Below are 12,043 nucleotides of genomic sequence, written 5' to 3'. Positions count from 1 at the left end.
CCATCTTATGAAAAGATCATACCGCTCGTGCGATGGGCGTGCAGCGGACGGAATGATTGTCGTGACGAGATGGTCCTTGCGGGCGGTCGAGCCCGGAATGGTGCTGCTGTTCGGCGGGCTGATTGGGGCCAACATCGCGGCGTGGGTCTGGACGTTCGCGGCGTTTGGTGACCGGCCGACGGTGATGGCGACCGCGCTGCTCGCCTGGGTGTTCGGCCTGCGCCACGCCGTCGATGCCGACCACATCGCGGCCATCGACAATGTCGTGCGCAAGCAGATGCAGGCAGGTGGCGCGCCGCGCAGCGTCGGTCTCTATTTCGCGCTCGGCCATTCCACGATCGTTGTGGTCGCGACCATGCTGCTCGCGCTCGGCGTCGTCAGCCTCGGTGGCGACAGCCTGCTCAAGGAGATCGGCGGCTTCATCGGCACGTCGGTGTCTGCGCTGTTCTTGCTGGTGATCGCGGCCATCAATCTCGTCATCTTCGCCGGCTTGTGGCGGACGTTTCGCGCCGCGCGGGAGCAGGGCATTCACGACGCCGAGGGCCTCGATGCCCTGCTTGCCAATCGCGGCCTCCTGGCGCGGCTGTTCGGCCCGATGTTCCGCCTGGTGACAAAACCCTGGCACATGTATCCGCTCGGCTTCCTGTTCGGGCTCGGCTTCGACACCGCAACCGAGATCGGCGTCCTCAGCATCTCCGCCGGCGAAGCCGCGCGCGGCGCTTCGTTTGCCGATGTTCTCGTTTTCCCCGCGCTGTTCGCATCTGGCATGGCGCTGGTCGATACCGCCGACTCCGCGCTGATGGTGAGCGCCTATCGCTGGGCCTTCGTCGATCCGCTGCGAAAGCTCTGGTACAACCTCACGATCACAGGGGCTTCGGTGGCGGTGGCGCTGTTGATCGGCGGCATCGAGGCGCTCGGGCTGATCGCGGACCGGCTCGGCCTGTCCGGCGGCGTGTGGGCATTGGTTGCCGCGCTCAACGACTCGCTCGCCAATGTCGGCTTCGCCGTGGTCGCGCTGTTCGTGATCGCCTGGCTCGTCTCGATCGTGCTCTATCGGCGCATGTTTGCGCTCCACCGAGCGGCCACGCCAAAATTGCTGCAATGCGCCGATGCCACCGAGACGGTCTGAGTCCGACCGACGCTGCGGCGCGCTGACGGCATTTTCGGTCTTGGTGCTGCTCGCAGATGGCGGCGACGCCCTCGCGCAGAACGCAGGCACATCGCGCGAGCTGCCGCCGGTCCAGGTCAGCGGCGGCGAGACGAAACCTCACAAGAAACCGGCCGCAGCTCGACGGTCCAGCATGCTGGTCCAGTCGAGCGACCGCATCGTTGCTGACCCGACAGCCATGCGAGCGTCCGATGCGCGCAGCGTCGCCTCGGGCGCAAAAGGCCCGCCCGGCATGGCAAGCGAGATCACCGTCTCCGGCGAGGACATCAACGCGCGCCCTTTCACCCGGCCCGGTGAGGCGCTCGAAGCCGTGCCGGGGTTGATCGTGACCCAGCATTCCGGCGAAGGCAAAGCCAACCAGTATTTTCTGCGCGGCTACAATCTCGATCACGGCACCGATCTCGCCATCGCCGTGGACGGCGTGCCCGTCAACATGCGCACACACGCGCATGGCCAGGGTTATGCGGACCTGAACTGGCTGATCCCGGAGACCATCGCCGCGATCGACGTACGCAAGGGGCCATATTTCGCCGACGAGGGCGATTTCGCTTCGGTCGGTAGCGTTCACATCGGTCTGATCGACCGCACCAAGGGGCTCGCGCAGGTGAGCGCCGGCAGCTTTGGTTATCGCCGCCTGCTCGGCATGGACTCAACGAAGGTTGGCGACGGCTCGCTGCTCGTCGCCGGCGAGATCGGCACCTATAATGGGCCGTGGGACAATCCCGACAATGTCCGCAAGCTCAACGGTCTCGTTCGCTACAGCCAGGGTACCGCGACGGATGGCGTATCCGTCACCGGCATGGCCTATGCGAACAAATGGAATTCGACTGATCAGGTGCCGCAGCGAGCGATCGCGCGTGGCCTGCTCGACCGGTTCGGCTCGGAGGATCCAAGCGACGGCGGCAACACCAATCGCTTCGCGCTCTCCGCCCGCATCGCGCAGAGTGACGATGTGGGGTCTTGGAAAGCCAACGCCTATGTGGTGAAGAGCCAACTCGACCTCTTCAACAACTTCACCTATTTCCTTGGCGATCCCGTGCTTGGCGACCAGTTCCACCAGCACGATGACCGCCTGATGGCCGGCGCCAACATCTCGCGCACGCTGGACGGCTCGTTTGCGGGGCTGCCGATGCAGACCACGATTGGCCTGCAATCGCGCCATGATTCGATCGATCTGGCGCTGACCAATAATTTTCGGCGCGGCTTCGTCTCCAACATCCGCAGCGACAAGGTCGGCGAGGGCAGCGTCGGTGCATTTGCCGAAAACACCGTGCGCTGGACCGATTGGCTCCGGACCACAATTGGCTTGCGCGGCGACTACTATGCCGCTGATGTCGCATCCCTGTTCAACCAAAATAATTCCGGTCGCGCCGATGCCGCGCTCGGCAGCCCGAAGTTCAGGATGGTGCTCGGTCCGTTCAACCAGACCGAATTCTTTCTCGGGGCCGGCTACGGCATGCATTCGAACGACGCGCGCGGCGCGACCACGACCGAAGACCCGAGCGATCCCGCGACAAGGCTTACGCCGTCGCCGCTGCTGGTGCGGACCAAAGGCGCGGAGATCGGCGTTCGCAGCAGGATCGTCCCCGGTCTCGACACCTCGCTCAGCCTCTTCATCCTCGACCAGGATTCCGAGATTCTATTTTCGGGCGATGCCGGCGACACCTCGGCGACCCGCGCCAGCCGTCGCTACGGCTTTGAGTGGACCAACCATTACCGCCCGCAACCATGGATCGAGATCGACGCCGATCTTGCGATGACCCATGCGCGCTTCCGTGGATATGACAGCGATCAGGCCGAGGTCTACGCCTCGCTCACCGGCTATCCCGAGGCGCAGGCCGGCAACGCGCCCGGCAATTACATCCCGAACGCGCCGGCGATGGTGGCATCAGCTGGCATCACGCTCGGCGAGAAGACCGGCTGGTTCGGGGGCTTGCGCTGGCGCTATCTTGCGTCGAGCCCACTGACGGAAGACAATGCGTTCCGTTCGTCCGCGACCAGCATCTTCAACGGACGCCTCGGCTATCGCATCGACAATGGCTGGCGCCTTCAGCTCGACGTGCTCAATCTCTTCAACATGCAGGCGAACCAGGTCACCTACGCCTATGGGTCGCTGCTGAAAACCGACACGCTCTACGCCCTATGTACCTCAGGCACCGCGCCCGCCGCGGTCTGCCAGAACGGCGTGATGGACACCGTGCTGCACCCGGTCGAGCCGCTGACGTTCCGCGTGACTGTGGCGGGAGCGTTCTAGGCCGACGCCGCGCTCGCGACCTGCTCCGTCGGCAGGTCGTCGGCATTGGGATCGCCCGGCGCGGTGGCCCAGGCCAATTCCACCAGCGTCACGAACCGGCGGCCGGCGCCGTCGAGCTGGCAGACGATCAGGCCCTGCTCTTCCATGTAGCCGAGCAGGCGCTGCGCCCGGCGCAGCGAATGCGAGCCGTAGGCGCGGGCGATCGCGGCGTCGCCCGGACACGGCCAGCCTTCTTTAGCCGCGCGCGCGATCATCATGAACACGCCCTGCATGTCCTCGGGCAGGATCGAGGCGCGCAGCGACACATCCTGCCAGGCGTCGTCCTCGGCATGCTCGGCGCCAAGCCCAGCGCGTGCACGTGTCAGCATGCGGCGGAATTCGGTGAGGTCGGGCACCGCCGAGCCGAGGCCCTCGATGCGGCAGCGGACCACGAACTCCTGGTACAGCACGCCGACCGCGCGGAAGCCGGCATCGGGCGCAGCGAGCACGGCACGAAGGGTCCGATCCACGCGCTCGCGCCGTTCCGCGAGCTCCTCGGCACTGACCGGAGCCTCGATCATTTCGGGCCCGATCTCCGGTGCCGCAGCCTTCGCGGCGCGGAGCTGCTCGAGCAGATCGGGCGCGGGCCGGCGCTGCGGCCGGCTGGCATCGGGCGGCGGCGCGGCCAGGATCACAGCGCGCATATTTTCGAGCGCGGCTTCGGGCATCGGCATCAGCCGCGGCGTGGAATTGCGCGGCTGGGTTTCGGTCGCGCCGATGTTCAAACGCAGGGGGCGTCGCGACAGTGCGGGGCCGAGCGCCATGAATTGTCCGCGTTCGAGATCGCGAAAGGATTCGGCCTGCCGCCGCTCCATGCCGAGCAGGTCGGCGGCGCGCGCCATGTCGATGTCGAGGAAGGTGCGGCCCATCAGGAAGTTGGACGCTTCCGCCGCGACGTTCTTGGCGAGCTTCGCCAGCCGCTGGGTCGCGATGATCCCGGCAAGCCCGCGCTTGCGGCCGCGGCACATCAGATTGGTCATCGCGCCGAGCGAAAGCTTTCTCGCTTCGTCAGAGACTTCGCCCGCGACCGCAGGCGCAAACAGCTGCGCCTCGTCGACCACCACCAGCATCGGATACCAGTGGTCGCGGTCCACGTCGAAGAGCCCGCCAAGGAAGGCCGCGGCGCGGCGCATCTGGTTCTCGGCGTCGAGCCCTTCGAGATTGAGCACGGTGGAGACGCGATGCAGCCGCGCGCGCTCGCCGGCGACCTGAAGGCCGCGCTCGGTGTGATCCTCGGCCTCGATCACGAGATGGCCGAAATGCTCCGCCAGGGAGACGAAATCACCTTCGGGATCGATGATGGCCTGCTGCACCCAGGGCGCGCTCTGCTCCAGCAACCGCCGCAGCAGATGTGATTTTCCGGAGCCCGAATTGCCCTGCACCAGGAGGCGGGTCGCCAGCAGTTCCTCGAGGTCCATGGCCGCCGCGGCGCCCGCCGTGGTCTGCCCCATCTCGATCGCAACCGTCATGCCCGACTCAAGTCCCATCATTCGCGGACAGGGGCTTATCAACCCGGCCGCGGCGCGTCGAGCGCCACGGCGCAAATCATGGTCCGTTGCCCACGGCGGAGTTCAGGCGTGATTCGATTGCCGTAGAAGTGCGGGCCGATAGGGGGCTTGTGGATCGTCGTCCTCATTCGAGGGAATGGCGCAGGAGCCGAATTCCTGCCTGATCCGCTCGATTTCGGCGATGCGTTCGTGCAGCCGCTGCAAATGCTCCGGGGATTTCGCCCGCCAGAATCGGAAGGTGTCGGCGGTGAGTGGCAGGAAGGCGGTGCCGAACAGCGTCGGCTCGGGAACGACGGTGCGCCCGAGCAGCAGGAACCGGTCAGCGCCGGAGACGACGAGCGTCGCGTAGCCGCGATTTCCGATTCGCTTGATCCCGTTCAGCGACCATTCGACGAGCTTGCTGAAATAGGGCTCCTCGCGCCAGCGGTCGGGGCAATGGTCATCGACCGTCACGTTCACGGCGTCCTGGCTGAAATGCACGATGATGCCCGACTTCGCGGGAAACCAATCGTCGTCGAGATGGCCTTGCAGCCAGGCGCAGACGAATGAACGGCACATCTGGGGACGGCGCTCGTAGATGGTGCAACCCGTGCCGGCCTGCCAATGCTTGCACAGCTGGTTCACCGGCTTGTCGACGGCGGCCACTTCGAGGATGTCGCAGCAGGCATTGCACGAGCTGCATTGCCGAGTGGGCGGCGGCGCAGTTCGACCGGCTGCCCTGAAACCCTGGCCATCGCGAACGACCAGCCGCTGCTTCTCGAGTGCGTTCAATGCGCGCTCGATCTTGAGGCGGGACAAGCCGGTCGCGTCAATGACACCCTTTATCGTCGTTGCGCCGGCTTCCACGGCGCGAACGACCTGCAACGTCGTCTGATCCATCTTCGACTACTTGTTTTTCTGCCTTCCAACTGGCGATCGCGCGCCGATCAGGAAGTTGCGGAACTGCCTGCCGGCCTGTCGCGCGGCGGATAATTCGGTAACTCGCATGGCTAGAACTCGCATGGATGCGATGTTTGCGCAAATCGATGGCGCCCCGGGGACGGTCCGAACTGCGCCTGATCGCGATCGATGTGCCAATTCCGGGCAGGCAGCAAGGGGGGCCGTGCCGAATGTTGTTACAGCGCGCCCGATCCGCCCTGCACGATCTTCTCGTTGAGCTTCAGGTCCACGGTCTCGACCGTGCGGTCGATCTCTGCATTGGGCGCGCCGAGCTGATGCGAGATCAGCTTGACCAGCAGGTCGACGCGCTCGATGAAGGGCGCGCCGCCGGCCACCGCGCGTGCGGCCGATGACGGCTTCAGCAGGCTCTCGGCGGCCTTGGCGTATTTCGCGAACGGCACCTGGTCCTGCGGATCGGCGCCGAGGCGCCGGGCAATGGCGTCGACATGCTCGTAGATCGTCTGCGAGCGCGCGAGATCACCGTGCACGGCGTCGCGGATCGACTGCGGCTCGTGCGGCGTGATGCAGCGATAGTTGCCGGTCAGCAGCATCGACCATTTCGCCAGCGGCACGAACAGGGAATCGAACACCTTCAGCTTCACCGGCACGTCGTGGCCATCGAGGGTCACCGCGTCGATGTCGGCTTCGAGCTCGCGCAGCACCTTGTTGTGCTTCTCGTCGGCGAACACGGAGGCCTTGAAATTCGTGGGCAGACCGACGTGAAGCACGTTCGCAGCCTCTTCCGGCGGACGGAACGCCTGCGGGTCGGGCGAGCACAGGGTCACCAGCCCGGGCTCGAAGCGCTCCCACACCTGCGCATTGGTGTAGGCTTCCTCGAGATCCATGTCCGCGAGCGAGGGGATCCGCTTCAGATAGGGCAGCGGCGGCATGTTCATGATCGACAGGCACGGCAGCTTCGCCGCGGCGATCCTGACCATGAGAACGCGCACCGTGTGGTTGGTGTATTGCGGCTCCTGCATCGCAAGGCCGATCATGTCGTAACGCGACAAGTCCACATTGGCGGGTGTCACGGCGTCAAGCTTGCCGGGTAGGTCGCGCGAGAAGATGGCGCGGTGAACCGCCTCGTCACGCAACTTGATGCGCACCTCGGTACCCTCGCGGTTGATCAGCTCCGCGGTCTTGGCGCGGCAGACCAGGGTCACGTTGTGCCCCGCCATCAGCAGCTTCGTGCCCAGCAGGGAGCCGTAGGAAGCCCCGAGAATCAGGATGTTACGCGCCATGTCTCGTCCCTTTGACAATTTGTGATGTTTTTGAGCCCCGGCCGTCATCCGCGGGCGAGTTTGGCGGGCATGTAAGGCAAAGTGCGTGGGGATGGCAACTGGGATAATGGATACAAGGGTCGGGACGGCTCAGCAGGCGGTCCAGCCTGTTGCTTGCCGCCGAAAGCGAGAGGACGCCTCATCGGCGACGGGCTCTGCAGGTGCATGAGCTGCTCAAATAACTGGCTTACCGAAGTAAGGAATGTTGTAGGTCCCGATCGCCCGGGCTCACCCGGAACGCGATCATACCTGGTCACGTCGCGCGCGCCGGGTGCGGATGAGCGACGTCGAGGATTTTGTCGCGCGGGTTTTCCTGCGACGCCGACCGCCGAAAAGTCCCGTGGCGAAGGCCGTTGGCATCATAAACGGCAATCCGCCGCATCCCTCGATCGCCATCGTGATGGATGGCACGCCGGATCGGCGTCATGAGGAATTCATGATGGAAGCCGATACAGGCCCTGCGTTTTTCGCCATCGAACGCGATCCAATTTTTAGTCGTCCATCGCAACAAAAAACTGCAAACGCGGGACGGCAAAAAGTGGCAGAATGGTGCGGGGCCTAAACTGTGTATCAGCAACGGAGCTGAGACGTGACGATTGAGTTGGAGCCGGCGTGAGACTTGCTTTGCGACCGGTTCGTTCGGACTGTAGTCCGTCTGGTCCAGTGCCCCCGCCCGCGAAGGGAAAACGGAACGATAAGCGGGACGGCAGACGCACATGTGATCACGCAAGCGTGAGGTCGCATCGAGCAGACATGCAGGGCGTTGCGCTGACAGCGTTGCGCCTGGTCCAAGCAACCGCCGACGCGCCGTTCGGGGACTGACATGGAAGATGATCATTGGCCTCACTGCGCGTGCGACGGCGCCGGTCGAAGCCTGGAGTGCTTGCGGAAACGCGCGTCCGACTTTTTCGAAAGCTTGTCCGTCGCGGAGCTCGGGCGCGAGGCGCACAGGCATCGGTGGATTTCGGACTGGTTGCGGATCTCAGGCGAGTACCGGATCTTCGCCGAATCGGCGCGCGTAGCCGGTTCAGCTCAGGTCGCGCGGGAAGCGTGGCTGTGCTCGCTGACGGCCCTCGAAGTCGCGAGGAACCTGTCTTGGCCCGGAGATCCCGGGAGTACCGACCTCGTAGACAAGGTCGGACTCAGCCTGAGGGGCTTCGAGGAGGAGGCCGGTTCGGCGATCGAGCGCGTGGAGATCGACTGCTTTGATCAAGGCTCGCTTGCGGGCTACTTTCTGCCGGCGTTCCCCGACCGGTCTTTCGCACCCGCGGTTATCTGTGTCAGCGACGAGGACATCACCCTGGGCTCGATGATGAGCAGGCTGTTGCCGGTCTCAGGGCGACGGAACATGTCACTCCTGCTCGTTGATGCCGGCGATTCATCCGGTCGCAGCCCCTTCAAGCCGGCGCATATTCTGCAATGCTGGCTGGATTACCTGGAAGCTCGTCCGGACGTCGATTCGCAGCAGATCGCGGTCTACGGCGAGGGGGCGGCGGCCAGTCACGCCTCCCGTCTTGCCCTCCTGGATCGCAGGATGGCTGCCGCCGTGTGCGACGGCGGCATTGCGACTCCGGTCATGCGCCGGGCATCGCTGCGCTGGATGATCGGTGTCGAGCAGGCGGTCCGTGACGGGACCTCGACGGGTTCGTTGCTGCCGTCGCGTCGGATACCTTGCCCTCTTCTGATGGTCGTCGGGAGCCGCTCAATGGTTTGGGAGGAGAATGCTCTCGAACTGCAAGCAGGCTATCGGCAGGCCGGAGCCGATTGCGCGACCGTCGTGCCGAACCGCATTCCACACCCTCTGGGCGAGGTCGAGAATTTCATCGCGGTGGACGATTTCATTTTCAAATGGCTCGACAGCAAACTTGGAATTGCCCGGCAGCTGGATTCTGTGACCTACCTCTAAGGCGCCAAGAGATTAGGAAGGCGAGATTGGGAATGCGAGAAGAGATTGGGGATGAATCGAGGCGCGGGCTCCGCGCCTGACGGCAGTGGGTCAGGACACGTCGATCGCCAGCAATCGAGCCGCCAACCGGGCATTCTTGGCAATCGTTGCGAGCGCGGCATTCAGATCGGCCAGGATCTTCTCGTCGAGCTCGTTGAACATGGTCGAGTTCAAGGCGAGCTTTCTCTTCGACAGTTTTTCGATCTCCGTCGTTGCTTTCGCCGTCAGCGACATCAGGACGTAGCGTGCGTCGTCTGCAGCAGGCCGTCGCGACAGGAAGCCGCCCTTTTCGAGGCTCTTGGTCTGGTTGGTGACGAAGGCGGGGTGGACGCGCAGCTTGTTCGCGATGTCGATTCCGGCGACACCTCGCCCTTCGTCCAGTTCGGTGATGGCCATCAGGATCAGCCACTGCGGCTCGGTAATGCCCAGCAGTCCGGCCCAGCTGGTGTGGATGTCCTCCAGCTGGGAATGAATTTCGACGACGTTCCAGATGAAATCCGTAATCGCCCTGTCGAGTTTCTTCTCGATCATGTGGCTCCCTCCCCGTTTATCCCTTGCCTATCTTTAGTGGGATATCTTGGAAGCGTCTCGAAAATCGCGCGCCGATCCAAAAGAGAGATACCGCGGGGAAGGAATCTTAGGCTCAATTATTACTTGCAAAGAACAATTAATTTTATTATCGACTATTCCACTCTATTTCGCTGCTCTTGACCCACGCGATGGACAGCGATGCGAGACCTCCAAGAAGCCCTCGGGATGCCCCCCGAGGGCTTTACTTGTTTTTCTACACGGTTTTTTCGGGGGATATCGCCGCTGTTGCTCTCAAGACACATCGCGGATCGAACTGTCGATTCATCAAATCAATAAATTGAGGCAGTTGTTTTTATAAACTATATGTGAAGCCACGACGGAGGGGGGGCACCTCACTGTCGTTTCAGTCCGGACCTTCGTGCGGATCTGAATTGAGCGAAATTGAGAGGGTAAAGCGGCGCCCACCGAGGAGCCGAGCCCCCTGAACCGACTTGGAGGTTTACTAATGAAGTTGACGAAGACACTCTTTCTCGGCTCGGCTGCCGGCCTGATGGCCGCCTCCGGGGCGTTCGCAGCCGATCTTCCCGTGAAGGCCAAGGCGGTCGAATACGTGAAGATCTGCTCGCTGTACGGCGCCGGCTTCTACTACATCCCGGGCACCGACACCTGCATCAAGCTCGGCGGCTACGTCCGCGCTGACGCGAACTTCAACACCAACTCGGACTTCAATCCGAACCAGGGCGGTACTGCCGGTGCTCGCAACCGCCTGATGAACTACTACACCTTCCGCGCTCGTGAAGACCTCAACATCGACACCCGCACCGCGACCGAGTACGGCGTGGTCCGCACCTTCTTCGACGGCGTCTTCACCTGGACGAGCGGCAATTACACCCCAACCGGTTCGGCAACGGGTGGCACCCAGTACAGCGGTGCGCTCGGTCTCAACGCTGCGGGCACCGCCCTCGTCGGCTCGAATGGTAGCGGCAGCGTCAACGGCACCGACGGCAACACCTCCGGTGGCGCGCTCGGCGTATACTATGCCTTCATCCAGTTCGCCGGCTTCACCATGGGTAAGGCCGTGTCGCAGTTCGACGCGCCCTGGACCAACTATCCCGGCAACATCACCGACAACCTCGTCGGCGGCAGCGGCACGGTCACTGGCGTCAACCAGTTCACCTACACCGCCGACTTCGGTCAGGGCGTCACGGCCTCGTTCTCGGCTGAAGACGTCTCGGCCTACTATCAGGCCGGCAACGTCAACATGACCGGCGCGACCGCGGGCGGCATGATTGGCGGCTCGTACGGCACCAACGCCATCGGCGGCACCCGTTCGCCGAACCTCGTCGGTCAGGTCCGTGTCGATCAGGCCTGGGGTCTGTTCCAGGCGTCGGTGGCTGCACATGACAACCACGTTGGTTACTACGGTGCGACCGAGCCGACTGGCCACCCCGACGACAAATGGGGTTGGGCGGTTCAGCTCGCTCTGTCGATCAAGAACATCCCGACCGGCGCGGGTGACACGATCAACATCCAGGGCGTCTACACCGACGGTGCGACCCGCTACAACTTCCAGAACCTGTCGGGCAGCAGCTACGCGCTGTACGGCAATTCGGGCATTGCTGGCTCTTACGGCAGCATCGGCTTCGCCAGCGCTCCCGATACGGTGTTCGTGACCGGCAGTTCGCAGGAAACCGTCAAGACCTGGGGCTTCCGCGGCGCTTACACCCACAACTGGGATCCGTACTGGAACTCCTCGCTGTACGGTGCCTACGCGCAGGCCCAGTTCGGCACACTGGCCAAGACCACGCTCTGCGGTGCTGGTGGCGCCGGCGGTGTGTTCGGCGGCCTGGCGGGTGTGACGGGTTGCAACCCGGACTTCGCGATCGGCCAGCTGGGTGTCGTCACCCGGTGGACCCCGGTCAAGAACCTGACATTCTCGGCGGACGTGTCCTGGACCCATCTCGACCAGAAGTATTCTGGAACGGTTGGCCTCGTCCCGAACGTCGTGACCGCCAAGCCGGCTGCGGTTTACGAATTGAAGGACCAGGACTCGATCGCCATGATCTTCCGCGCTCAGCGCAACTGGTAAGATCTGTCGAACATATGAACGAACACCCGGCGGGAAACCGCCGGGTGTTTTTCGTTGGGCAAGGCAGATGATGTGAGGCGGCGACCCCGAAGTCCGGTGCCCGGAACGCAAGGCGCAATCCGGGGCCGCTCCGCCCGGCATTCGGCACCGTCCCGGATTACGCTGCGCTCCATCCGGGCTACGGGACCGCGCCTGTGTCGCCCTCCTGTCAAGCCGCCGCCGCAAAAATATTCCACTTTACCGAAATTCGGTTTTGGCGTATGTGTCGCCCATCCCGGCTCATTCTTGAG

At 63.7% G+C, this 12,043-nt stretch carries 9 protein-coding genes; 5 read left to right on the top strand and 4 right to left on the bottom strand.

Annotated elements, in window-relative coordinates; genetic code table 11:
- Nucleotides 1-97: 97 nt before the first annotated feature.
- Both AC0L3U_RS35920 and AC0L3U_RS35915 read left to right on the top strand, forming a co-directional pair.
- Entirely contained in the window at nt 98-1,129 is a 1,032-nt protein-coding gene (locus AC0L3U_RS35920) for a HoxN/HupN/NixA family nickel/cobalt transporter (RefSeq protein WP_473364825.1), read from the top strand.
- Nucleotides 1,110-3,422 carry a TonB-dependent receptor gene (locus AC0L3U_RS35915; protein ID WP_473364800.1) on the top strand — a complete coding sequence of 771 codons (2,313 nt, stop codon included), beginning with the start codon at nt 1,110-1,112 and terminating at the stop codon, nt 3,420-3,422. The genes AC0L3U_RS35920 and AC0L3U_RS35915 overlap by 20 nt, the downstream gene beginning before the upstream one ends.
- Here the strand turns inward: AC0L3U_RS35915 and AC0L3U_RS35910 are convergent.
- The 3 genes from AC0L3U_RS35910 to AC0L3U_RS35900 all read right to left on the bottom strand — a co-directional run bounded on the left by AC0L3U_RS35910 (nt 3,419) and on the right by AC0L3U_RS35900 (nt 7,149).
- Nucleotides 3,419-4,930, bottom strand: a complete 1,512-nt coding sequence (locus tag AC0L3U_RS35910) for a helicase HerA domain-containing protein (RefSeq protein ID WP_473364799.1) — start codon at nt 4,928-4,930, stop codon at nt 3,419-3,421. The genes AC0L3U_RS35915 and AC0L3U_RS35910 overlap by 4 nt on opposite strands.
- Nucleotides 4,931-5,032: 102 nt before the next feature.
- On the bottom strand, nt 5,033-5,848 hold the full coding sequence (locus tag AC0L3U_RS35905) for a YkgJ family cysteine cluster protein (RefSeq protein ID WP_473364798.1): 816 nt from the start codon (nt 5,846-5,848) through the stop codon (nt 5,033-5,035).
- A 236-nt stretch (nt 5,849-6,084) separates the two neighbouring features.
- Nucleotides 6,085-7,149: a ketopantoate reductase family protein gene (locus AC0L3U_RS35900; RefSeq protein WP_473347646.1), complete on the bottom strand. Its 1,065-nt coding sequence runs from the start codon at nt 7,147-7,149 to the stop codon at nt 6,085-6,087.
- A gap of 316 nt (nt 7,150-7,465) precedes the next feature.
- Here AC0L3U_RS35900 and AC0L3U_RS35895 point away from each other — a divergent pair, with 316 nt between their 5' ends.
- Together AC0L3U_RS35895 and AC0L3U_RS35890 are read left to right on the top strand one after the other, a co-directional pair.
- On the top strand, nt 7,466-7,750 hold the full coding sequence (locus AC0L3U_RS35895; RefSeq protein ID WP_473289069.1) for a hypothetical protein: 285 nt from the start codon (nt 7,466-7,468) through the stop codon (nt 7,748-7,750).
- A 261-nt stretch (nt 7,751-8,011) separates the two neighbouring features.
- Nucleotides 8,012-9,094: an alpha/beta hydrolase family protein gene (locus tag AC0L3U_RS35890; RefSeq protein ID WP_473364797.1), complete on the top strand. Its 1,083-nt coding sequence runs from the start codon at nt 8,012-8,014 to the stop codon at nt 9,092-9,094.
- Between the two features lie 90 nt (nt 9,095-9,184).
- Here the strand turns inward: AC0L3U_RS35890 and AC0L3U_RS35885 are convergent, their stop codons facing one another.
- Nucleotides 9,185-9,664, bottom strand: coding sequence for a MarR family winged helix-turn-helix transcriptional regulator (locus AC0L3U_RS35885; RefSeq protein WP_473364796.1), 480 nt, complete (start codon nt 9,662-9,664; stop codon nt 9,185-9,187).
- A gap of 505 nt (nt 9,665-10,169) precedes the next feature.
- On the opposite strand from AC0L3U_RS35885, the gene AC0L3U_RS35880 reads away from it, so the two are divergent.
- Complete coding sequence (locus AC0L3U_RS35880) at nt 10,170-11,753, top strand: porin (protein WP_473347649.1); 1,584 nt, start codon at nt 10,170-10,172, stop codon at nt 11,751-11,753.
- Nucleotides 11,754-12,043: the final 290 nt, after the last annotated feature.

It is taken from the genome of Bradyrhizobium sp. Kon69, from assembly GCF_055807515.1.
Note: the sequence above shows the minus strand (reverse complement) of the source record. Positions and strands in the feature narration are given on the sequence as shown.